This is a genomic window from Microbacterium sp. Se5.02b (assembly GCF_019464375.1).
Classification (GTDB): domain Bacteria; phylum Actinomycetota; class Actinomycetes; order Actinomycetales; family Microbacteriaceae; genus Microbacterium.
Window position 1 is genome coordinate 3,743,016 of record NZ_CP080491.1, and the last position, 22,086, is coordinate 3,765,101.

The window sequence follows — 22,086 nt, forward strand, 5'->3', positions numbered from 1 at the left end:
ACGTAGGCTGGTCAGGTGGCATCCCCGGCAGCTGACGACTACCTGAAGACCGTCTACGCGCACACCGAGTGGCAGGACGCGCCGATCACTCCCTCGGTGCTCGCCGCCAAGCTCGGGATCGCCCCGTCGTCGGTGACCGAGATGGTGAAGAAGCTCGCCGCCGCAGGCCTCGTCTCGCACGTGCCCTACGGCGCGGTGCGGTTGACGGATGCCGGCACGGCTCGCGCCCTCGCGATGGTGCGCCGGCATCGCCTGATCGAGACGTGGCTGGTGCAGGAGTTCGACTACGGGTGGGACGAGGTGCACGACGAGGCCGAGGTACTCGAGCACACAATCAGCGACCGCCTGCTCGAGGGCATCGACGTCCGGCTCGGACGCCCCCGCTTCGACCCGCACGGCGATGCGATCCCCGACGCCGACGGCCGCATCGAGCGCGAACCCTTCGTCCTGCTCGCCGATGCGCCGGTCGGGCACACCGGCCACGTTCTGCGCGTGGACGACCGCGACCCCGAACTGCTGCGGGCGCTCGACACCCTCGGCCTCGCGGTCTCGTCGACCGTGACGGTGACGGCATCCGGCGTCGAGGTCGGCGGTGTCGCGACAGCGCTGCCGGATGGCGCAGCTCAGGTCGTCTGGCTCAGCGCCTGACGGGCGCATCACGGTCGGGCGCGACACGGTCAGGCGCGCGTCACCCCCGGCCTCTAGGCTGTGCACATGGCACAACGAGACGACATCGAATGCTGGCTCACCGACATGGACGGCGTGCTCGTCCATGAGAACGACGCCATCCCCGGAGCGTCCGAGCTGCTCGCCGGGTGGGAGAGCGCGGGCATCCCCTATCTGGTGCTCACCAACAACTCGATCTTCACGGCGCGCGATCTGTCGGCACGCCTCCGCATCAGCGGACTGCACGTGCCGGAGGAGCGCATCTGGACCTCGGCTCTCGCGACGGCCGACTTCCTGAAGCAGCAGCTGCCCGGCGGTTCGGCCTTCGTGATCGGCGAGGCCGGCATCCTCACGGCTCTGCACGACGCGGGCTTCATCATGACCGAGACGAACCCCGACTTCGTGGTCGTCGGCGAGACGCGCAACTACTCGTTCGAGGCGATCACCAAAGCGATCCGCCTCATCATCGGCGGGGCGCGCTTCATCGTCACGAACCCGGACGCCACGGGCCCGAGCACCGACGGACCACTGCCGGCGACCGGCGCCATCGCCGCCCTCATCACGAAGGCCACGGGCAAGGAGCCGTATGTGGTGGGCAAGCCGAATCCGATGATGTTCCGCTCGGCGCTGAACAAGATCGGCGCGCACTCGAAGCGCACCGGCATGATCGGCGACCGCATGGACACCGACGTCGTGGCCGGCATCGAGGCGGGCCTGCACACCGTGCTCGTGCTCACCGGCATCAGCGACCAGGCCGAGATCGAGAAGTACCCGTTCCGCCCCGACGAGATCGTGCAGTCGGTGGCCGACCTGCTGCCGCGGATCACCGAGACGATCACGACGGTGAAGACGAAGAAGTAGGCCGTGGGCGCACTCGACGACGGCGAACGACTCCGGGCGGCGGATGCCACGGCCTGGCGCGCCTGGCTCGAGGCGAATCACGAACGGGCGGCGGGTGTCTGGCTGCTCAGCGTGCGCGGCGCCTCCGACGGGGTCGGCTACGAGGATGCCGTGCGGCAGGCGCTGTGCTTCGGATGGATCGACGGCCCGGTGCGGGTGTTCGGCGACGGGACGGACGAGCGCGCCAACGGACAGTGGTTCTCCCCGCGCCGACCGGGCAGCGGTTGGGCCGCGACGAACAAGGCCCGCATCGCGGAACTCGCGGCGGAAGGGTCGCTGGCTCCGGCCGGCATCCGCGCGCTCGAGGCCGCGAAGGCGAACGGCTCCTGGACGGTGCTCGACGGGCCGGAGGCCGGCATCGAACCGGAGGAGCTGACGACCGCCCTCGATGCCGTGCCCGCCGCACGTGAGAACTGGGACGCTTTTCCGAAGTCGGTCAAGAAGTTCGGACTCACCCAGATCGCGATGGCCAAGCGGGCGGAGACCAGAGCGGCCCGCGTCGCGAAGATCGTGGCGGATGCCGCGGAAGGGAAGCGCCCATGAGCCAGAGCGACCTGCTGTTCCTGGTGATGTTCCTGATCCTGCTCAGCTCGCTGACCGTGTTCATCGTGCAGTTCGTGCGGTCCCGCCGTCGCCGCGGACCGGACGAGGGTGCGGGCGACGGGCGTGCGGGCTGGTGGGAAGGCCCCTGGGACGACGACGACCGACGGCGTTAGCCCGCGAGTGACGCCCCGGGGATCGCGGCGAGCAGCTCCCGCGTGTACGGATGCTGCGGGTCGTCGAAGATGCGCTCGGGGTGCCGCTCTCGACCACGACGCCGCGCTGCATGACGTGCACCTCGTCGGAGATCATGCGCACGACGGCGAGGTCGTGGCTGATGAACAGGTAGCTCAGGCCCAGACGGCGCTGCAGGTCGGCGAGCAGGTCGAGGATCTGCGCCTGCACCAGCACGTCGAGCGCGGACACCGCCTCGTCGAGCACCACGAGTTCGGGCTCGAGCGCGAGCGCGCGGGCGATCGCCACACGCTGACGCTGCCCTCCCGACAGCTCATGAGGAAGTCGCTCGGCCATCGCCGCAGGCAGCGCGACCTGCTCCAGAAGCTCGAGCACCCGCGAGCGTCGTGTCGCCGTGGAGCCGATGCGGTGCACGCGCAGAGGTTCGGTGATCGACTGCTCGACCGTGTAACGCGGGTCGAGCGATGCGTACGGGTTCTGGAACACCGGCTGCACGCGGCGACGCAGGGCGAACAGCTCCTTGCGGCGGAGCGTGGTCAGGTCGACGCCGTCGAAGAGGATCGAGCCCGAGGTGGCGTCTTCGAGACCGAGCACCATGTTCGCCGTCGTGGACTTGCCCGAACCCGACTCGCCGACGATCGACACCGTGGTCCCCCGGCGGATCTCGAAGCTCACTCCGTCGACGGCCGTGAATGTCTGGGGCTCCCCGCCTTGGGTGCGCGGAGGGCGAACTCCTTGCGCAGGTCGCGGATCTCCACGAACGGCGTCCCGGTCGCTGCCTCGCGCTGCGGGAGGGCGTCCCGGCGCGAGGCGAGGCTCGGCGCGGCGGCGAGCAGCTGCTTCGTGTACTCGTGCTGCGGATTGCCGAGAACCTCGGCCGACGTGCCCTCCTCGACGATGTGACCGCGGAACATCACCACGATGCGGTCGGCGCGCTCTGCGGCGAGCGCCAGGTCGTGGGTGATGAGGAAGACCGCGGTGCCGAGTTCGTCGGTGAGCGCGTCGAGCTGGTCGAGGATGCGCCGCTGCACGGTCACGTCGAGGGCCGAGGTGGGCTCGTCGGCGATCAGCAGGCGCGGCTTGCAGGCGAGGCCCATCGCGATCAGCACGCGCTGGCGCATACCGCCGGAGAACTCGTGCGGGTACTGGTGCGCCCGCTGCGCGGCATCCGCGATCCCCACCATCTCCAACAGCTCGACGACCCGCGCCTTCGTGGCGTCGCCGTGGGTGTGGCCGTGCACCTCGAGCGCCTCGCCGATTTGCTCACCCACGCGCATGAGCGGGTTGAGGTTCGACATCGGGTCTTGCGGCACGAGACCGATCCCCGCCCCGCGCAGCGAGACCATGGCGTTCTCCGGGAGCTCGGTCAGCTCGCGCCCGTCGAAGCGGATGCTGCCGGCGGTGATCACGCCGTTCTCGGGCAGCAGTCGGTTGACCGCCGCCGCCGTGGTCGACTTGCCCGACCCCGACTCCCCACGATCGCGACGGTCTCGCCCGCGGCGACGTCGATGGTGATGTCACTGATCGCCGTGACCAGCTCGGAACCGGTCCGGAAGGCGACGGCGAGGCCGCTGATGCTCAGCACGGGCTCGGTGGTGCTCATGATGTTCTCGTTCCTTCATTGTCACGGAGTGCCTGGTCACCGGCGGATGTCGGGGCGCCGCCCAGGAGTGCGGGCAGCGCCGTGCGCCACAGCGCCTCGGTCGGCGCGGGTTCGGGCGCGAAGAGGCGGTTGGTCAGCAGGACGGCGGCGGTACCGGTGCCCTGGACGATGCCGAGGGCGCAGCCGGTGTAGCCGGGGTGCCAGAGCAGCCGAGTCTGCCGACCGGCGACGGCGACGCTGTCGCTGCGCCACCCGAGGGCCTGCCCCGCGTCGGGCCCGTCGCGGAAAAGCTCCGCCACGACCTCCGAGCGCCACAGCTCGGGGTGTGTTTCGGGGGCGGCGAGCGCGGCGCCGAGGGTGAGCAGGTCGTCGGCGGTGCTGAAGAGTCCCGCATGACCGGAGACGCCGCCGAGCGCGTGGAAGCAGTTGCCGTCGTTCACGCTTCCGGTGACCTCGCCCTCACGCCAGGCGAAGTCGCGGTCGGCCGTGAGGATCGGGTACGGCTCGCCCGTCGCGACCATCCGACGTTCGGCCGCGTCACCGATGCCGGAGGACGCCACAGGCCGGGCGACCGGACCGTACCCGGTGCGGGCGAGCCCGAGGGGTGCCGTGACGAGCTCGCGGACGGCAGCGTCCAGGGGTGTTCCGGTGACGACCGCGATGATGCGGCCGAGGAGCATGAAGCCGAGGTCGGAGTAGTGGCGCCCCTCATCGAGCCCGTAGCGCAGCGGGACCGCGTCGATCGCGTCGGCCGGATCGAGGTGCTCGCGGTCGAGGTACAGCGGCTGCCACTCCCAGAGCCCCGCACGATGCTGCAGCAGGTGACGCACGGTCGTCCCCGCCGCGCACGGGGTGCCGGGCAGGAAGCGCTCGACCGGATCGTCGAAGTCGAGGTCCCCACGGCTGACCAGCCGCAGGATCACGGTCGTGGTCGCCGCGACCTTCGACACCGAGGCGATGTCGAACGCGGTCGCGGTGGTCATCGGCGTTCCCGCGAGGTCGGCGAAGCCGCCGGCTGCGAGGTCGCGTCCGGCCGTGGTCACCACTCCCGCGACGGCACCTCGGGGCGCGGAGGTGCTCGCCAGGACGGCGGCGACGGCCGCGACGGCGCTCCCCGGCGCTCATGCCCACTCCTTGCGCATGCGCTGCTCGGGTTCACCGAACTCCGGCTGCGTGCGGGTCGCCCCGTCGGGGTGCCAGCCCTTGGCCTCGTAGAAGCCGATCGATGGCAGGTTGGCCGCGAACACCCAGAGCGTCGCGGCGCCGGCTCCGACCTCGCGCAGCGCCTCGGTCGCACGCGACAGCAGCGCGCCGCCGATACCGCCGCCGTGCGCTCGTGGCGAGACGTAGAGCGAGTGCACGGCACCGTCGATGCCGCCCTCCGCGCCGTCGGTCGACGCATACCGGGTGATCCCGACGATCACGCCGTCCCGTTCCGCGACGAGCACCGTCCCGTCGGAAGAGGTCAGCACCCGACGCCACAGCGTCTCGGCGCGTTCGTCCGTCATCGCCTCGACGGCCGCATCCGGCAGCACACCTCGGTAGCTCTCACGCCAGCACGCGAGGAACACCTCGAGCACCCCGGACAGGTCGTCCGGGGTGGCGCGGCGCACCTGGAGGTTCACGATGCCGCGGCCTCCGTGAGCACGAGTGAGTCGACCGAGGCGACCGGCTCCGGCATCTGCAGCGGACCGGCACCCGGGGTGATGGTTCCGAGGATGCGTGGCTCGCGCGCTCCGGTGCCGCCGGGGACGATCGCGGGAACGCCGTGCATCGTGGACCAGCCGATCAGCGCCAGGAGGATGGCTTCCTTGCTGTCGGCCGGAGCCCCCAGCTCGTCGGCCAGCACGACCTCGGTCGCGGGGAGCGCGGCACGGAGCCCGTCGAGGATCAGCGGGTTGCGGCATCCGCCACCTGACACGGCGAGGAATCCGATGCTCGCGGCGTCCACGTCTCGCGCAACCGTGCGCACCGTGAGCTCGGTGAGCGTGCGCACGACATCGGCGACCGCGATCTCCCGCCCCTGCGCGGCGAGGTGCTCGTGCACGTAGCCGAGGTGGAAGTGCTCCTTGCCGGTGCTCTTGGGCGGGGTGAGGGCGTAGTACGGGTCGTCGAGGAGCGCATCGAGCAGCGCCTCGTCGACCGTGCCGGTGCGGGCGATCGCGGCATCGTCGTCGTAGCCGAGCGGGTTGAGGTCGTGTTCGACGATGACCGCATCGACCAGCGCGTTCGCGGGGCCGATGTCGTACGCGACCAGGCCGTCCTCGCGCACGACGGTCATGTTCGAGATGCCGCCGAGGTTCAACGCCGCCGTGACTCCGGCACGCCCGCGGAGAAGCAGCTCGTCGAGGAACGACACGAGGGGGCGCCGTGCCCACCCACGGTGATGTCGCGGATGCGGATGTCGGACACCACGGGCGCGCCGACCTTCTCGGCGATCCACGCCGGCTGCCCGATCTGCAGGGTGCCGAGCGCATGTGCGCCGTCGACCCAGTGGTACACGGTCTGTCCGTGCGAGCACACCGCGTCGACACCGCCGACCTCTGCCGCGATGTCGGCCGCGACCTCGGCGAACGCCTGCCCGATGAGGGTGTCGAGCTCGGCCACCTCCGCGAGCGTCGTCTGCGCGGGCGGCAGTGCGGCGACCAGCCGAGCCCGCAGCTCGGGAGCGTACGGCACGCTCGTCGCCGCGAGGACCGTGCCGCGCAGGTCGACACCGTGTGCGGTGAAGCCCCCGCTGGTCGCGAAGTCGACGACGGCCGCGTCGATCCCGTCGTGCGAGGTGCCGGAGATCAGTCCGAGGACGCGCATCAGTTCTCCTCCAGAGCGGCGCGCAGCCGACCACCGGCCGCGTCGAGTCGAGTGGTGGCCGCGGCGAGGTCCTCACCGCGGCGGATCATGATCGACGCGAGCTTCACGTCGTAAGCGGCCGTCTCCAGCGCAGCCACCGCCGCGTCGCGGTCGGCATCCGCGATGGTCTGCACCATCCGGATGGCGCGCTCACGGAGCTTGTGGTTCGTCGCCTTCACGTCGACCATCAGGTTGCCGTAGGCCTTGCCGCCCCGCACCATCAAGATGGTCGAGAACATGTTGAGCACGAGCTTCTGCGCCGTGCCCGACTTGAGGCGCGTCGACCCGGACAGCACCTCGGGGCCGACCTCGACCTCGATCCCGTGCTCCGCGGCCGCACTGAGCGCGGTGCCGACGTTGCAGGAGAGCCCGATGCTGAGCGCGCCGAGCTCGCGCGCCCGGCGGACCGCCGCGATCACGTACGGCGTGCGTCCGCTCGAGGCGATCCCGATCACGGTGTCGAGTGGTCCGATCCCCGCGTCGTCGATGGCTGCGGCCCCCGCGTCCGCGTCGTCTTCCGCACCCTCGACCGGGTTCACGATCGCGCCAGGCCCGCCGGCCATGATCGCGAACACCAGTTCCGGCGGGGTGCTGAACGTGGGAGGGCACTCCGAGGCGTCGAGCACGCCGATACGTCCGGGCGTTCCCGCGCCGACGTAGACCAGGCGCCCGCCCTGCGCCATACGCGCGGCGGTCGCCTCGATCGCCGGGACGATCTGCGGCAGTGCGCGCTGCACGGCGGCCGGCACCGTGGCATCCGCCTCGTTCATGGTCTGCGCGAGTTCGGCGACGCTCATCTGGTCGAGACGGGCGTACCGGGGGTCGCTGGACTCCGTGGCGAGTCCGCCGAGATCCTCCATGGTCATCGCTTTCCTCTGTTCCGGGGGTCGAGACTGTCGCGCAGGCCGTCACCGAGCAGGTTCAAGCCGACCACGAGGAGCACCACGATCACGCCGGGCGCGATCATGGTCCATGGCGCGATCGTCACGAGGGTGCGCGCCTCGAAGATCATCGAGCCGAGCGACGGCGCGGGCGGAGGGGTGCCGAGGCCGAGGAAGCTCAGCGAGGCCTCGGTGAGCACGGCCCACGACAGCGACAACGTGACCTGCACGATGATGATCGACGTGATGTTCGGCAGCACATGCCGGAACATGGTCGCCATGCGACTCTGCCCCGTGCTCTTGGCGGCCTTGACGTACTCCACCTCGCGCAGCGACAGCACGGGCCCGCGGGTGACGCGGATGAAGATCGGCACGTAGACGATCGCGATCGCGACGGCGATCGTGAACCAGTTCCGGTCGAAGACCGAGGCCAGCGACAGGGCGAGCAGCAGAGGCGGGAAGGCGAACAGCACATTCGTGACCGCGGTGATCGCACCGTCGGAGATACCGCGGTAGAAGCCGGCGATGAGTCCGCAGACGGTGCCGACGACGGTGGCGAACGCGACCGCGACGAGCGAGATCAGCGCGGAGTTCGCGACACCGGCGGCCACGCGCGAGAAGACGTCGCGGCCGAACTGATCGGTGCCGAACCAGTGCACGCCCGACGGCGGCTGGAGGCGTGACGGCGGGTCCTGGGCGAGCGGATCGAACGGCAGCAGCCCGAACGCCGAGATGAGGCTGAGCACCCCGAGCAGGATCACGATGATGAGGCCGGCGAGGCCGCTGCGGCTGCGCAGCAGGAGGCGCACGCGCTCCATGGTGCGCCCACCGCCGGGGGCGATGGTCGGGGTCTGAGAGATGTCGGTCATGCGGCACGCACCCGAGGATCGATGACCCGGTACAGCAGGTCGGTGAGCAGATTGACGATGACGAAGGCGAGCGCGATCACGAGGACGGTGCTCTGCACGAGCGCGTACTCCTTCTGCTGGATGCCCAGCAGGACCTGTCGTCCGATGCCGGGGAGCGAGAAGATCTGCTCCACCACGACGGCGCCGCCGAGCAGGTAACCGAACTGCAAGCCGGTCATCGTGACGATGGGCACGAGCGCGTTGCCCAGCACATGGCGCACCTGCAGGCGGCGAGGCGGGACGCCCTTGGCCTTCGCGGTGCGGATGAAGTCGTTGGCGCGGATCTCCAGCACCGCGGTGCGGGTCGTGCGCATGATGGGCGCGGCGATGCCGAAGCCGAGCACGATCGACGGCAGCAGCATCTGCTGCAGGTTCAGCAGCGGGTCCTCGAACAGGGTGACGTACCCCTGACCGTTCGGGTTGAACCCGAACGACGAGGCGAGAACCGCCAGCAGCGCGGTGCCGAGGAGGAACGCGGGGATCGAGAGGCCGGCGAGTCCGACCACCTGGCCGACGCCGTCGCGGACCGAGTCGGGCTTCGAGGCGGAGAGCATGCCGAGCGGGATGCCGATCGCGAGCGCGATCACGATCGAGAAGATCGCGAGCTCGAACGTGACGGGGAGGGCGGCGAGCGTCAGGTCGAGCACGCTCGTCTGCGCGCGGGAGGAGAAGCCGAGGTTTCCCGTGAAGATGTTGCCCAGCCAGGAGAAGAACTGCACGAAGAGGGGCTGGTCGAGGCCGTAGTACGCCTCGAGGGCCGCACGCTGGGCGGGGGTGAGCGCTGCCGCCTCGGTACCGAGACCGGAGCTGATCTGGTCGCCGGGGATGGCGCGCAGCATCAGGAAGACGAAGATGGCGACGCCGAGGAGCGTGCCGAGTGCTGCGAGGATGCGTCGCAGCACGCTGTTGCGGAGGAGCTGTCTGAACATGCGAGTGTGTGGTGCCTGTCGTCGGGGAACGAGGGGGTGCGGGGTGCCCGCACCCCCTCGATCCGCTACTTGATGGAGGTGGTCCGCAGGTACTGCAGCGAGCCGTTCACCATCGGGACGAAGCCGTCGACGTTCGACGCCGTCGCGGTGTACGTGTAGCTCGTGAACAGCCAGATCCACGCCGCGTTGTCCTCGAGGTTCTCGGAGACCTGCGCGTAGATGTCCTTGCGCTTGTCGGGGTCGGCCGTCTGGCGTCCCTCGGCGAACAGCGCGTCGAGCTCGGGCGACGAGTAGCCGGCGACCTTGTTCAGGTTTCCGGTGCTGGTGAAGTAGCGCCCGTACATGCCGTCGGGGTCGGGCCGACCGCCGTTGAGCGCCACGGCGGCGTCGAAGTCGGCGGCGATCCAGCGGTCGACGAACGCGCCGGACTCGAGGACCTCGAGCTCGAGGGTGATGCCCGCGTCGGCGAGCTGCGCCTTGAGGTTCTGGGCCTCGTTCACCGAGGTGGCGTACTCGCCCTGCGACACGATCGTCTTGATCGTGACGCCGTCTTCCTTGCCCGCCTTCTTCAGGTAGTCGGCGGCCTTGTCGAGGTCGCGCTCGGGGCAGGGGGCGCGTCGGGGTCGGACTTGTAGGCCGGGGAGGTGATGGGTCCGGTGACCTCGCCCTCGCCGAGCGCTGCGGTGTCGAGCACCTCCTGGCGGTCGATGGCGCACTGGATCGCGAGGCGGACGTTGACGTCGGTCAGGTCTCCGCGCGTGGCGTTCAGCTGCAGCGCGTGGTAGCTGAGCTGCGGGGTGGTCGCGACCTCGACGTTCGCACCCTCGGCGGTCTGCGCGACCAGCGGGTCGTCGAACACGGCCAGCTGCACGTTGCCCGACTGCATGGCCGAGACGATCGACGACTCGTCGGGGATCACCCGGAACTCCACAGTGTCGAGCAGTGCGGCGTCGCCCCAGTAGTCCTCGTTCTTGGCGAGGGTGATCGACTGGCTGGCCTTGCGGTCGTCGAGGATGAAGGGGCCGGTGCCGTTCGGCGTGGTGTTCAGCGCCTCTTCGGTGTCGTCGGAAGACAGCATCGCCATGTTGATCACGGCGAGGTTGGCGGGGAGCGCGGCGTCGGGGGCGCTCAGCGCGAGGGTCACGGTCGTCGCGTCGGTGGCCTCGACTGCGGTGACCGAGGCGAGCGAGCTGCTCGCGACGGCGGCGGTGGCCTCGGCGGCGATCGCGTCGAGCGAGTACTTGACGTCCTCGGAGTCGAACGCGCTGCCGTCGGCGAACGTCACGCCCTCGCGGAGGTGGAAGGTCACGGTCAGACCGTCGTCGGAGACGTCCCACGACTCGGCGAGACCGGGAACGACGTTGAGCTCCTCGTCGAACTCGGTCAGCGTGCCGTACAGGTTCTGCAGCACGTTGACGGCCTGGAACTGCGTGGCCTTCCACGGGAACAGGGTGTCGGGGTCACTGGTCACGCCGATGACGAGGTCGCCGCCTGCGGCGCCCTCCGCCGGCTTCGGGTCGGACGCGGGTGCGGAACAACCGGTGATGACGAGCGCCAATGCGACGCCCGTGGCGGTGAGAGCGCCGAATGACGCCCGCCGTGCTGTGCTCATGCTGATTCCTCCTGGCTGGGGACCGCGTCGCCCTGGGTCGGTTCCGGCGATGCTGCCCGAACGTCCCACGAACATCCTCGGTCTGGGTTGGTACCAAAAGTACACGAAGGTCGCTTCTGATGTAACGGAAGTTCCTCTACTGTTATGAACACCGAACGGAGAACACATGTCCCCTGACGCCGCCCGCGACGACGCCGGCGCGCATCCCGTGCTCGTGCGCATGCGTGCCATCCGCCCCGAGCTGCGCCCGAGCGAGCAGCGCATCGCCGACCTGTTCCTCGCGGACCCGGCAGGAACCGCCGGGCTCTCGATCGCCGAGCTCGCCCAGCGCTGCGACACCTCGACGACCTCCGTCGTGCGCTTCTGCAAGCGTCTCGGCTACGAGCATGTGCGGGAATTGCGCAACCACGTGCTGCGCGACGTCGAGCGGGAGACCTTCGACACCGCGGCGCTCCCCGCCGTCTCGGGAGACATCGACCGCAACGACACCCTGACCGACATCGTCGCGAAGGTCTCGCTCGCCGAGACCCTCTCGCTCGCCGACACCGCCAAGGTGCTCGACGTCGAGTCGCTGCGGGCCTCGGTCGACGCGATCACCTCCTCGACCAGGGTCGACATCTTCGGCGTCGGCGCCAGCTCCATCGTGGGACTCGACCTGCAGCGCAAGCTCACCCGGATCGGGCGCACGGCCCTGGAGTGGTCCGACCCGCACGCCGCGTGGACATCGGCTGCGACCCTCGGACCAGGGAACGTCGCGATCGCCGTGTCCCACAGCGGGGCGACCACCGACACGATCGAGTTCCTGATGCTCGCACGCAGCGCCGGGGCGACGACGATCGCGATCACGAACCATGCGGGAGCGCCGCTGGCCGCCCAGGCCGACATCGTGCTCACGACCGCAGCGCGCGAGACGGGCTTCCGCTCGGGTGCGCTCGGCAGTCGGATCGCGCAGCTCATGGTGGTCGACTGCATCTTCATCGGCGTGGCGCAGTCGAACTACGACCGCTCGATGGAGGCGCTGCGCGACACGTTCGCCGCGGTGCACAGGGAGCGGACGGCGGGGGCGTGATCCCGGACGCCGGGCGTGCGCGAGCGGGACTGTTCAGCGCATTCGCGGGCCTCGGCGTCACCGCGGCGCTCGTGCCGGCCGTGCTCCCCGCGGCGGAGCGCTCGATCGATGCCGATCTCAGCTCGGCCGTGCCCGTGCTGTTCGCCGGACTCCTGATCGGCGTGCTCACCTCGAGCCCCCTCCTGATGCGCCGCCCGCCGCAGGTCGCCCTGATCCTCGGCGGCGCGCTCCAGGCGGCGGCCATCGTCGGGGTGGCACTCGCCGCGACCCCTGCGGTGTTCATCGCGGCCGCGGCCGTCGCCGGATTCGGCTTCGGACTCGTCGAGGCGTCGGGATCCGTGGCGGCCAAGTCGGTCGCCGTCGGCAGCGCGACCGGTCTGCTCAGCGCCCTCCTCGGCACCGTCGCCGTGTGCGCCGCGGTCACCCCGCTCGTCGTCGCCCTCGGTTCCGGCGTCCGCCCGGCGCTCGGCATCCTGGCCCTGGTGCCGCTCGTCTCCGTCGCGGTGTTCTCGGTCGCGATGTTCTCGGTCGCGGTGTTCTCCGACCCGATGTTCTCCACCTCGGCGCCCGCGGCGGCCCGCACCGAGGCCCCCTCTCGTCGCGACGCCCGCGGACTGCTCGTGCTGCTTCCGTTCGCGGTGGCGCTCCCGCTCTACGTCGGCGTCGAGACCGTGCTGTCCGGGTGGTCGGCGGTGATCCCCGGCCGGATTCTCGCGGTCGATCCTGGCATCGCTGCCCTGGGCACCTCGGCGTTCTGGACCCTGATGGCACTCGGCCGCTTCGGCGCGGCGACGCTGCGCCGCCTCGCCGTGCCGCCCACGCGGATCCTCACGACCGCCACGTGCGTCGCCGCCGTCCTGATGGCGGCGGCTGGACTCCTCGTCGACCGGGCCCCCGGCTGGGCACTGGGCTCCCTGGCCGCCGTCGTCGTGCTCCTCGCTCCCAGTTACGGCCTCATCCTCGGCCTCGCGCTGGACCGCCTCGATCCGGCCCGCAGCGCGGCCGTGACGGGAGCGCTCGTCGCCTGCGGCGCGGTCGGCGGCACTGCCATCCCCACGCTGATCCTCCTGATCGGTCGGGATCCGGCGTCGGAGACGACCTTCCTGGTCGCGGCCGCACTGTGCGCGCTCGTCCCACTGCTGGTGTTGGTCGCCGCACGACCTCCCCGACCTGCGGCCGTACCGCGCTGACATCCCCTGCACATCTGCCGACAGTCGCGACCTTCACACAGATGCTGGAATACCGGCGCTCGCACCGGCGCGGGCGGCGTACCGTCGATGACACACCCATCCGCAGCAAGGAGCCGCCCGTGTCCACCGAGGTCCTCACGATCGTCGTCAGCGCCATCGGCGTCGTGCTCACCCTCGGCACCAGTCTGTTCACCGCGGGGGCATGGCTGGTGCGCCGCATCGACGACCGCATCGACGCCGTCGACGAGAAGCTCAGCAGCCGCATCGATGCGCTCGACGAGAAGCTCAGCACTCGAATCGACGCTGTGGCCGCCGACGTCACCGACCTCAAGATCTCCGTCGCGCGCCTCGAAGGACCGCCGCGGCACCTGCTCACCGCGAGCCGCTGAACCCGCTTCCGCGAAGGAGCCCCTACCGCAAGACGAGAGCGGCGGCGCCGATGAGCGGACCCTCATCGGCCAAGCCCGAGCGCACGACGCGGGTGCGACGCGAGTACTCGTGGACCGCGCTGGCGGTGAGCGCTTCCTGCACGAGGTCGATGTAGTCGGGTGACACCCGAGAGAAACCGCCGCCGATCGCCACGACGTCGAGGTCGACGAGGGTCGCAGCATCGGCGAGCGCCTCACCCACGGCACGGGCCGAGCGCTCGATCGCCGCCCGAGCCAGACGATCGCCGGCCGCTGCATCCCTGGCCAGGTCTTCGCCCGTCGCGCCGCCCCACCCCTGCTGCTGCGCCCACGCGGCACTCGCCGGTCCTGAGGCGATCTCCTCGAGGGTCAGGCCGCCCTCTCGACGCACCTGCCCGAGGTGCCCCGCGTTGCCCGTGGCGCCGGGGATATAGGCGCCGTTCACGACGAAGCCGCCGCCCACCCCGGTCGAGACGACGATCGAGAGCGAGGCGCCGGCGCCCTGCGTCGCACCGAGCCAGGATTCGGCGAGCGCGAGCGCCCCGCCGTCGTGGCCGAGCCGGGTCGGGAGGGTACGTCCGAGAATGGCTGACGCCGCTGCGCGCACCGCATCGACGAGGCCGTACCCGCGGGCGAGGGGCATGTTGACGGGGGTGATGGAGCCGGCGATCCGGTCGACCGGTCCCGCGCTGCCCACTCCGGCTCCCACGAGCTCGGCGTCGACAGGCAGCGCGCCGAGCGCGTGCTCCACGATCGCGACGACGGCGGCATCGAGCGACGCGGCGGTCGCCGCCCGCCCTGTGGCCTGCCGGCTGCGGCTGCGGTCGACGAGCACCCCGTGCTCGTCGACGAGCGCGGCCTCCATCTTGGTCCCGCCGATGTCGACGGCGAGGGCGTACCGCGTCACTGCGGGTCGAGCCCGAGGTCGTCGAGATCGAACGCGGCGCGCCATTCCAGTCCCTCGGCTTCGATCGCGGCCTGCGCTCCCGTCTTCCGGTCGACGATCACCGCGACCGCGACGACCTCGGCGCCTTCCTTGCGCAGGGCCTCGACGGCCTTGAGCGCCGACTGTCCGGTGGTCGAGGTGTCTTCGAGCACGACGACACGCTTGCCCTTGACGTCGGCGCCCTCGATCTGGCGGCCACGGCCGTGGTCCTTGGGCTCCTTGCGCACGACGAACGCGTCCAGCGGGCGCTCGGCGGCCACCGAGGCATGCAGCACGGAGTTCGCGATCGGGTCGGCGCCGAGGGTCAGCCCGCCGACGGCCACGACGTCGAGGTCGCCGATCAGGTCGAGCATGATGCGGCCGATCGCGGGGGCGGCCCGGTGATCGAGCGTGAGCTTGCGCATGTCGACGTAATACGTCGCCTTCTTGCCGCTGGAGAGGGTGAAGTCGCCGTGGAACACCGCCTCGTCCGTGATGAGGTCGAGAAGGGTCTGGCGGTCTGCGTCGAGTGCGGTCACGGCATCCAGTGTAGGAGGCACGCCCTAGGCTTGACGCATGCGCTTGGCCACCTGGAACGTCAACTCCATCCGCACCCGCGTCACCCGCACCGTCGAGTTCGCCGTCCGAGAGGATATCGACGTGCTGGCGATGCAGGAGATCAAGTGCAAGCCGGAGCAGTTCCCCTACGGTCCGTTCGAAGAGGCCGGCTACCACGTCGAGGTGCACGGACTCAATCAATGGAACGGCGTCGCTATCGCGAGCCGGCTGCCCATCACCGACGTGCGCACGGCGTTCGACGGCATGCCGGGGTTCGCGAAGGGGCATGAGGGCCCCGACGCGCCGCTCGAGGCGCGCGCCCTCGGCGTGATGGTCGACGGCGTACGCGTGTGGAGCCTGTACGTCCCCAACGGCCGTTCGCTCGACGACCCCCACTACCTCTACAAGCTGCACTGGCTGGAGCAGCTGAAGAAGTCCACGGCTGCCGAGCTCTCGGCGAACCCCGATCTTCCGCTCGCTCTGGTCGGCGACTTCAACATCATCCCGTTCGACCACGACAACGGCGACCCCGACATCGTGGTGGGCCGTTCGACCCATGTCTCACCGCCGGAGCGCGAGGCGTTCTTCGCGTTCCAGGATGCGGGTGTGACCGATGTCGTGCGCCCGCTGCTCCCCGAGGGATACACCTACTGGGACTACCAACGGCTGAAGTTCCCCCGCAACGAGGGCATCCGCATCGACTTCGTCCTGGGCTCGCGCACCCTGGCCGAGGCTGTGACCGGCGCCTCGATCCACCGCGACGAGCGCAAGGGCGAGCAGCCCAGCGACCACGTCCCCGTGGTCGTCGACCTGGATGGCCGTCGTCTGGGAACGGGCGGCCCCGCGGAAGACGACGACCTCCCGATGATCTTCTCCTGAACGTTGCTCCCATGACGGTGCGGCTGATCGCCACCGATCTCGACGGAACGCTGCTCGACTCCTCGTCCGGGGTCTCGGTGCGCACGAGGTCGGCGCTCGACGCCGCCCGTGACCGCGGCATCCATGTCGTGCCCGTGACCGCTCGGCAACCCATCGGTCTGCGCGCGATCGCGGCTGATGCGGCTTTCGACGGCTGGGCGCTCTGCAGCAACGGGGCCTACGCCGTCCACCTCGTCGACGGACGGATGCTGTTCGCAGAAGAGCTCCCGGCCGACACGATCCGCACGCTCGCCGACGCGTTGCGGGCGAGCATCCCCGGCCTGCTGTTCGCGAGCGTTCGGGAGGGCGGCGAGACGTTCGTCGCCCAGCACGGCTACGCCGAGATCGCCGACGTCTCCGACCACAAGCGAGACCCCGAGACCATGGGCGGCGTGCCGCTCGAACAGGTGCTCTCCGCGCCGAGCCTGAAGCTCGTCATCCGGCATCCCGAACTCGCACCCCCGACTCTGTTCGAGGCGCTGCGCTCACTCGGACTCACGGGTTTCGAGGCCACCCTGTCGGGGGCGCCGTTCGTCGAGGTGATGGCGGAGGGCGTCACGAAGGCCACCGGCCTCGCCCGCCTCTGCGATCACCTCGGCATCGACCGCGCCGAGGTGATCGCTTTCGGCGATGCCCTCAACGACGTGGAGATGCTCCGGTGGGCCGGCCGCGGCGTGGCGATGGCGCATGCGGCAACCCTCGTCCAGGATGCTGCCGACGAGACCACCTCCTCGAACGACGAGGATGGCGTGGCGAGGGTGATCGAGCGACTGCTCGGCTGACACCGGCTCGACCGCGAAGGTCGAACCGCGCCCTGACACCTCAGCCGAACGTCCCGACCTCGGGTACTCGATCCGTTCTCCCGTAGCGCAGCAGCGTCACGCCTTCGTCGTCGGTGATCGGCAGCTCGAGCAGACGCAGCACGGACGGCAGGGCACTGTCGGCGAAGACCTTCTTCCCCGCGCCGAGCAGGATCGGATACACCCAGAGGTTCAGCTGGTCGAAGAGTCCCTCGGCCAGCAGCGTGTGCACGAAGTCGATGCTGCCGATCACGTGGACTTCGCTGTGCGCGGCGCGCATCGCGGCGATCTCGGCCGCGAGGTCGGCGCCGACGCGGGTGCTTCCCGCCCAGTCGAGGGCCAGGTCGTCGTCGCGTGTCGCCACGTATTTCGGCACCCGGTTGAAGAGCGTGCCGATGTCGCCGGACTCCCCTCGGTGTGGTGCGGCCAGTAGGAGGCGAAGATGTCGTAGGTCCGACGACCGAGGAGCAACGCATCCAGCCCGCGCATGCCCTTCTCGATCTCGGGGCCGACGCCGGAGGAGGGATACCCCGCCTGCCAGCCGCTGAAACGGAACCCGCCCGAGGGGTCTTCGTCGATGCCGCCGGGCCCCTGTGCGACCCCGTCGAGCGTCAGGAAGAGGTCGATCAGGATGCGGCCGCGCGTGGCGTGCTGCGTGCTGTCAGTGCTCATGTCGTGCTCCCTACAGTCATCCGTGCGATGTGGAACGTGGTCGAGAAGGCGTCGAGCCAGGAGTCCTCTCCGCGGACCACCGCGACGACATCCTGCGCGAGCGCCTCGGCCGCGGTGAGGTCTCCGCCGATCAGGTGACGGATGCCGGGACCGGCGACGATCACGGCGTCCGGGTCCCCCTCGGGGAGTCGTCCGCCGACGGGCGGCGCGGGAGGGGCGAGCTGGGCGATGCGGAGTCCGCCGTCGCGCACGGACGCGCGCAACGCCACGTCGCCCACGTGGAGTTCGTACTCGCCGTCTGTCGCCGCATCCGCCTGGAACGCCGTGCGCAGTGCCATGGTGAGCGAGTCCGGGGTGACCACGTCGCCCTCTTCGGGGTCGCCCATCGCCTGGAATCCCCAGCGGCCGAGGGCGAGCATGATCGGCTCGAACGAGCGCCCGTACGGGGTGAGCTCGTACACGAGGCCGCAGTTCAGCAGCGGAACCCGGCGCACGACGCCGCCCTCCTGCAGCTCCTTCAGCCGCGTGGAGAGGATGTTGGTGGGGATGCGCGGCAGGCCCTGCTTGAGGTCGGTGTACCGACGGGGACCGACGAGCAGATCGCGCACGATGAGCAGCCCCCACCGTTCCCCGATCAGCTCGACGGCGGTCGTCACGCCGCAGTACTGGCCGTAGCTGCGCGCCGCCATGTCAGGCCGACGTCGCCTGATCCGCCACGTGGTCCGGCCCGTTCTCGACGGCCTCGGGGGTCATGTAGAGGAAGCCGAGGGAGTTGCCGTCGGGGTCATCGAGGTCGCGCGAGTACATGAAGCCGTAATCCTGCACGGGCTTGGGTTCGGTGCCGCCTGCGGCGAGGCCCTTGGCGAGGATCGCATCGACCTCCTCGCGGGAATCCCGGCTGAAGGCGACCGACACCTGGACGATCTCGTTCGGGTCGGCGATGGGCTTGTCTGTGAAGGTCGCGAAGAACTCGCGCTTGAGGACCATGAAGTAGATGTCCTCGCTCCACACGATGCAGGCGGCGTTCTCGTCGGTGAACTGCGGGCTGATGTCGCAGCCCAGCGCCGTGTAGAACGCCTTGGCGCGCTCGAGGTCGCTGGTGGGCAGGTTGACGAAGACCTTGGTCATGATGACTCCTTTGTCCGGTGTTCTGCGCTCATGCTTGCAAATAACAACCATGCTTGTCAATAGCAAGTAACCGATCCGTCGCCAGGGGGATGCCTCGACCCGCGCACCCGCCCTACGGTGGAGAGATGCCCGCCGTCCCGTTCACCCGCACGCCGACCGAGCGCGAGCGCCGGGCGGATGTCATCCTCGCCGCCGTCATGTTCGTCGGTGCGGTGCTGAGCGCGGGGCTGTCCTCGATCGCAGAGATCTACGGGGAAGAGCAGGCACCGCTGTGGTGGGCGCTCGTCTACGCTGTCGTCGCCACCGTCCCCCTGGCTTTCCGCAGGCGCTGGCCGGGGACCGCCGCCGTGATCGTGGCCGCGGCGTACTTCACGGCCGTCACGATCCGCGTCCCCGAGATCTATGTGGGCAACATCGTGATGTTCCTCACGCTGTACACGGTCGGGGCGTGGATGAACGACCGTCGCCGCGCGATGCTCGTTCGGGTCGGCATCATCCTGGGCATGTTCGTGTGGTTGATCATCACGATGTACCGCGACGCGATCAGCGAGGCCGACAAAGCCGACGTCGCCGCCGGAGCCATGTCGCCGTACGTCGCCTTCATGCTCATCCAACTGCTGCTGAATGTGCTGTACTTCGGCGGCGCCTACTACTTCGGTGAGCGCTCCTGGGCCGCGGCTGCGCAGCTGGCGGTGCTCGAGCAGCGCACCGTCGAGCTCGAGCGCGAGCGCGAGGTCACCGCGGCTCAGGCCGTCGCCCTCGACCGCGTGCGCATCGCGCGCGAACTGCACGACGTCGTCGCGCACCACGTGTCGGTCATGGGCGTGCAGGCGGGCGCCGCGCGACTCGTGCTCGAGCGCGACCCCGCCGAAGCCGCCCGCATCCTCTCCGGCGTCGAGGGTTCGGCGCGCGACGCGATCCACGAGCTCCGCCAACTGCTGGAGACCCTGCGCACGCCGGGCGGCGAGACGACGGACGCGGCGTCGACCCTCGCGCTCGACGACATCGCCGACCTCGCCGATGCCTCCACCGAGGCGGGGCTGCCCACGGACTACGCGGTGATCGGCGAGCCGGTGCCCGTGCCGTCGCTGGTCGCGGTGAACCTGTACCGGATCGCCCAGGAGTCGCTCACGAACGCCCGCCGTCACGCCGGGAGCGGAGCGACGGCCGACGTGCGCGTGCGGTACGACGACGACGGCGTCGAACTCGAGATCGTCAACACCGGACGCGCGATCACCCAACTCCGCCCGGGGCTCGGGCAGTTGGGCATGCGGGAGCGCGCCGCGGCATCCGGAGGCACGCTCGAGGTGTCGCCGCGGCCGCTGGGCGGGATGCGCGTGCGCGCGCGGGTGCCACTCCCGGCCCCGGCAGGATCGGCGGCGGATCGATGAGCGCCCCGATCCGCGTCCTGCTGGTCGACGACCATGCGCTGCTGCGCGCCGGCTTCCGGACGATCCTCGACACCCAGCCCGACATCACGGTGATCGGCGAGGCGTCGTCGGGCGCGGAGGCCGTGGCCAAGGCATCGGCGCTCCGCCCCGACGTGATCACGATGGACGTGCAGATGCCCGATATGGACGGCATCGAGGCGACCAGGCTCCTCGTCGCCGACCCCGCGGTCGGCGCGGCCATCGCGATCGTGACCACGTTCGATCGCGACGACTACCTGTACCAGGCACTGGATGCGGGGGCGAGTGGGTTCCTGCTCAAGAACGCCGGAGCGGAGGATCTGATCGCCGCCGTCCGGGCCCTCGCCGCGGGCGACGGGATGCTCGCCCCCGAGGTGACCCGCCGTGTGCTGGCTCGGTTCGCCGCGACGCCCGCTGCGCCACCTCCGGGGGCACCCGTCGACCGCGGCCCCGCGCCGAAGGTCGCGCTCGCCGAGCCGCTCACCGAGCGCGAGACCGAGGTGCTGACCCTGCTGGCCGATGCCCGCAGCAACGCCGAGATCGCCAAGGCGCTGTTCATCGGCGAGGCCACGGTCAAGACGCATGTGTCACGCATCCTCCAGAAGCTCGGCGCACGGGATCGGGTGCAGGCGGTCGTGCTCGCGCATCGCATGGGCCTCGCGTGACCACCCGCCTCCGCCCGCCGCGATAGCCTCGGATCCATGCCAGACGCCGCCCCGCTGTCCCGTCCGATCCTGGCGGGGGTGGTCACGGCACTCGTCGGCTTCACGAGTTCGTTCGCGGTCGTGCTCACCGGACTCGACGCGGTCGGGGCCGACGCCGCGCAGGCGGCCAGCGGTCTCCTCGCGGCGAGCCTCACGATGGGACTCGCGTGCGTGGTGCTGGCGTGGCGGTACCGGATGCCGATCACGGTCGCGTGGTCCACACCCGGCGCGGCCCTCCTCGTGGCGACCGGGACCGTCGAGGGCGGATGGCCCGCCGCGGTCGGGGCCTTTCTCGTCACGGCCGCGCTCATCCTGCTCACCGCGCTGTGGCCCGCGCTGGGCTCTCTGATCGCCCGCATCCCACCGTCGATCGCGCAGGCGATGCTCGCCGGTGTCCTGCTGCCGCTGTGCCTGACGCCGATCACGGGCATCGTCGCCAACCCGTGGGGCGTGGTCCCTGTCGTGCTGACCTGGCTGGTGTTCACACGACTCGCGCCGCGCTGGGCGGTGCCGCTGGCGTTCGTCGCCGCGGCGGTGGTGGTCGCGGTCTCGCTGATCGTCGACGGCGCCTCGTTCGACCCGGCGCTCCTGCTGCCGGGCTTCTCGTTCACGGCGCCGACGTTCACGGTGGGCGCGCTGGTCGGCCTCGCCGTACCGCTGTTCATCGTGACCATGGCCTCGCAGAACGTGCCGGGCATCGCCATCATGCGCAGCTTCGGATACGAGGTGCCCTGGCGGCCGGCGATGCTGGTCACCGGACTGGGCACCGCGCTCGGGGCCACAGCCGGCGGGCACGCCATCAACCTCGCAGCGATCAGTGCCGCGCTCGCCGCATCGCCGGATGCCGACCCCGACCCGAAGCGACGGTGGGTCGCCGGGGTCTCCACCGGGGTGTCGTACCTGGTGCTGGGCGGCTTCTCGGCCGCGTTCGCCGCTCTCGTGGTGCTCGCGCCGGACGCCGTGATCCCCGCTGTCGCGGGGCTCGCCCTGTTCGCCGCGTTCGGTGCGTCCGTGCACCAGGCCATCGACGATCCCGGCGAGCGGATCCCCGCGGTCGTGACCTTCCTGGTGGCGGCATCCGGAATCTCCGTGCTCGGGGTCAGCGCCGCGTTCTGGGCTCTCGTCGCCGGACTGCTGGTGCGCACCGCGCTGCACGCCGGCCGTCGCTGACAGGAGGTCCACCGGGCGGGGGTGGGAGTCCGCCATGCGGGGGATGCCGCGC

Annotated in this window: 24 protein-coding genes and 2 pseudogenes; 12 read left to right on the top strand and 14 right to left on the bottom strand. The window is 70.5% G+C overall.

Translation table 11 applies throughout. From position 1 onward, the window contains the following. The first annotated feature begins 15 nt into the window (after window positions 1-15). The 4 genes from K1X59_RS18805 to K1X59_RS18820 all read left to right on the top strand — a co-directional run bounded on the left by K1X59_RS18805 (window position 16) and on the right by K1X59_RS18820 (window position 2,282). Window positions 16-648 (top strand): metal-dependent transcriptional regulator, encoded by a 633-nt coding sequence (locus tag K1X59_RS18805; protein ID WP_183151163.1) that lies wholly within the window; start codon window positions 16-18, stop codon window positions 646-648. Between the two features lie 66 nt (window positions 649-714). After that, window positions 715-1,527: an HAD-IIA family hydrolase gene (locus K1X59_RS18810; protein WP_021198233.1), complete on the top strand. Its 813-nt coding sequence runs from the start codon at window positions 715-717 to the stop codon at window positions 1,525-1,527. Window positions 1,528-1,530: 3 nt separating this feature from the next. Continuing rightward, window positions 1,531-2,109 (top strand): YdeI family protein, encoded by a 579-nt coding sequence (locus tag K1X59_RS18815; RefSeq protein ID WP_183151164.1) that lies wholly within the window; start codon window positions 1,531-1,533, stop codon window positions 2,107-2,109. Continuing rightward, the gene (locus tag K1X59_RS18820; RefSeq protein WP_183151165.1) at window positions 2,106-2,282 is read left to right on the top strand and encodes a hypothetical protein; all 177 of its coding nucleotides are present in this window, start codon (window positions 2,106-2,108) and stop codon (window positions 2,280-2,282) included. The genes K1X59_RS18815 and K1X59_RS18820 overlap by 4 nt, the downstream gene beginning before the upstream one ends. On the opposite strand, the pseudogene K1X59_RS18825 reads toward K1X59_RS18820, so the two are convergent. From K1X59_RS18825 to K1X59_RS18860, 9 genes and pseudogenes are all read right to left on the bottom strand, one after another. After that, window positions 2,279-3,904 (bottom strand): annotated as a pseudogene (locus K1X59_RS18825) (ABC transporter ATP-binding protein). The gene K1X59_RS18820 and the pseudogene K1X59_RS18825 overlap by 4 nt on opposite strands. Then, complete coding sequence (locus K1X59_RS18830) at window positions 3,901-4,989, bottom strand: serine hydrolase (RefSeq protein WP_258567237.1); 1,089 nt, start codon at window positions 4,987-4,989, stop codon at window positions 3,901-3,903. The pseudogene K1X59_RS18825 and the gene K1X59_RS18830 overlap by 4 nt, the downstream one beginning before the upstream one ends. Before the next feature lie 36 nt (window positions 4,990-5,025). Then, window positions 5,026-5,529, bottom strand: a complete 504-nt coding sequence (locus tag K1X59_RS18835; protein ID WP_183151168.1) for a GNAT family N-acetyltransferase — start codon at window positions 5,527-5,529, stop codon at window positions 5,026-5,028. After that, window positions 5,526-6,715 (bottom strand): annotated as a pseudogene (locus K1X59_RS22995) (anhydro-N-acetylmuramic acid kinase). The gene K1X59_RS18835 and the pseudogene K1X59_RS22995 overlap by 4 nt, the downstream one beginning before the upstream one ends. Further along, window positions 6,715-7,620 carry an N-acetylmuramic acid 6-phosphate etherase gene (murQ, locus tag K1X59_RS18845; RefSeq protein WP_183151169.1) on the bottom strand — a complete coding sequence of 302 codons (906 nt, stop codon included), beginning with the start codon at window positions 7,618-7,620 and terminating at the stop codon, window positions 6,715-6,717. Before murQ ends, K1X59_RS22995 begins: the two are co-directional and overlap by 1 nt. Further along, window positions 7,617-8,504: an ABC transporter permease gene (locus K1X59_RS18850; protein WP_183151170.1), complete on the bottom strand. Its 888-nt coding sequence runs from the start codon at window positions 8,502-8,504 to the stop codon at window positions 7,617-7,619. The genes murQ and K1X59_RS18850 overlap by 4 nt, the downstream gene beginning before the upstream one ends. Then, entirely contained in the window at window positions 8,501-9,472 is a 972-nt protein-coding gene (locus K1X59_RS18855; protein WP_183151171.1) for an ABC transporter permease, read from the bottom strand. The genes K1X59_RS18850 and K1X59_RS18855 overlap by 4 nt, the downstream gene beginning before the upstream one ends. A gap of 65 nt (window positions 9,473-9,537) precedes the next feature. After that, entirely contained in the window at window positions 9,538-10,044 is a 507-nt protein-coding gene (locus tag K1X59_RS22055) for an ABC transporter substrate-binding protein (protein ID WP_258567238.1), read from the bottom strand. Further along, entirely contained in the window at window positions 10,041-11,084 is a 1,044-nt protein-coding gene (locus K1X59_RS18860) for an ABC transporter substrate-binding protein (protein WP_258566939.1), read from the bottom strand. The genes K1X59_RS22055 and K1X59_RS18860 overlap by 4 nt, the downstream gene beginning before the upstream one ends. Window positions 11,085-11,250: 166 nt before the next feature. Here K1X59_RS18860 and K1X59_RS18865 point away from each other — a divergent pair, with 166 nt between their 5' ends. From K1X59_RS18865 to K1X59_RS18875, 3 genes are all read left to right on the top strand, one after another. Next, complete coding sequence (locus K1X59_RS18865) at window positions 11,251-12,153, top strand: MurR/RpiR family transcriptional regulator (RefSeq protein WP_183151173.1); 903 nt, start codon at window positions 11,251-11,253, stop codon at window positions 12,151-12,153. After that, a complete protein-coding gene (locus tag K1X59_RS18870; protein WP_220173713.1) occupies window positions 12,150-13,343 on the top strand; it encodes a sugar MFS transporter in 1,194 nt (397 codons plus the stop codon). Before K1X59_RS18865 ends, K1X59_RS18870 begins: the two co-directional genes overlap by 4 nt. Before the next feature lie 119 nt (window positions 13,344-13,462). Continuing rightward, window positions 13,463-13,732: a hypothetical protein gene (locus K1X59_RS18875; protein ID WP_183151177.1), complete on the top strand. Its 270-nt coding sequence runs from the start codon at window positions 13,463-13,465 to the stop codon at window positions 13,730-13,732. 22 nt (window positions 13,733-13,754) lie between these two features. On the opposite strand, the gene K1X59_RS18880 is transcribed toward K1X59_RS18875, so the two are convergent. Beyond that, the gene (locus tag K1X59_RS18880) at window positions 13,755-14,657 is read right to left on the bottom strand and encodes an ROK family protein (protein WP_220173714.1); all 903 of its coding nucleotides are present in this window, start codon (window positions 14,655-14,657) and stop codon (window positions 13,755-13,757) included. Next, the gene (gene pyrE / locus K1X59_RS18885) at window positions 14,654-15,214 is read right to left on the bottom strand and encodes an orotate phosphoribosyltransferase (RefSeq protein WP_183151179.1); all 561 of its coding nucleotides are present in this window, start codon (window positions 15,212-15,214) and stop codon (window positions 14,654-14,656) included. The genes K1X59_RS18880 and pyrE overlap by 4 nt, the downstream gene beginning before the upstream one ends. A 37-nt stretch (window positions 15,215-15,251) precedes the next feature. On the opposite strand from pyrE, the gene K1X59_RS18890 reads away from it, so the two are divergent. Together K1X59_RS18890 and K1X59_RS18895 are read left to right on the top strand one after the other, a co-directional pair. Beyond that, a complete protein-coding gene (locus tag K1X59_RS18890) occupies window positions 15,252-16,112 on the top strand; it encodes an exodeoxyribonuclease III (RefSeq protein ID WP_183151180.1) in 861 nt (286 codons plus the stop codon). Window positions 16,113-16,123: 11 nt separating this feature from the next. Further along, entirely contained in the window at window positions 16,124-16,933 is an 810-nt protein-coding gene (locus K1X59_RS18895) for an HAD family hydrolase (RefSeq protein WP_220173716.1), read from the top strand. A 40-nt stretch (window positions 16,934-16,973) separates the two neighbouring features. On the opposite strand, the gene K1X59_RS22605 is transcribed toward K1X59_RS18895, so the two are convergent. The 3 genes from K1X59_RS22605 to K1X59_RS18910 all read right to left on the bottom strand — a co-directional run bounded on the left by K1X59_RS22605 (window position 16,974) and on the right by K1X59_RS18910 (window position 18,751). Next, a complete protein-coding gene (locus tag K1X59_RS22605) occupies window positions 16,974-17,315 on the bottom strand; it encodes a dihydrofolate reductase family protein (protein WP_309491603.1) in 342 nt (113 codons plus the stop codon). A gap of 304 nt (window positions 17,316-17,619) precedes the next feature. Beyond that, the gene (locus K1X59_RS18905; protein ID WP_183151182.1) at window positions 17,620-18,312 is read right to left on the bottom strand and encodes a helix-turn-helix domain-containing protein; all 693 of its coding nucleotides are present in this window, start codon (window positions 18,310-18,312) and stop codon (window positions 17,620-17,622) included. A gap of 1 nt (window position 18,313) precedes the next feature. Then, the gene (locus K1X59_RS18910) at window positions 18,314-18,751 is read right to left on the bottom strand and encodes a VOC family protein (RefSeq protein WP_183151183.1); all 438 of its coding nucleotides are present in this window, start codon (window positions 18,749-18,751) and stop codon (window positions 18,314-18,316) included. Window positions 18,752-18,876: 125 nt separating this feature from the next. Here K1X59_RS18910 and K1X59_RS18915 point away from each other — a divergent pair, with 125 nt between their 5' ends. Genes K1X59_RS18915 through K1X59_RS18925 form a run of 3 tightly spaced genes read left to right on the top strand, consistent with a single transcriptional unit; the run spans window position 18,877 to window position 22,034 of the window. After that, the gene (locus K1X59_RS18915; RefSeq protein ID WP_220173717.1) at window positions 18,877-20,142 is read left to right on the top strand and encodes a sensor histidine kinase; all 1,266 of its coding nucleotides are present in this window, start codon (window positions 18,877-18,879) and stop codon (window positions 20,140-20,142) included. After that, window positions 20,139-20,825, top strand: coding sequence for a response regulator transcription factor (locus tag K1X59_RS18920; protein WP_220173718.1), 687 nt, complete (start codon window positions 20,139-20,141; stop codon window positions 20,823-20,825). The genes K1X59_RS18915 and K1X59_RS18920 overlap by 4 nt, the downstream gene beginning before the upstream one ends. Window positions 20,826-20,861: 36 nt before the next feature. Next, on the top strand, window positions 20,862-22,034 hold the full coding sequence (locus K1X59_RS18925) for a benzoate/H(+) symporter BenE family transporter (protein WP_183151186.1): 1,173 nt from the start codon (window positions 20,862-20,864) through the stop codon (window positions 22,032-22,034). The last annotated feature ends 52 nt before the right edge of the window (window positions 22,035-22,086 follow it).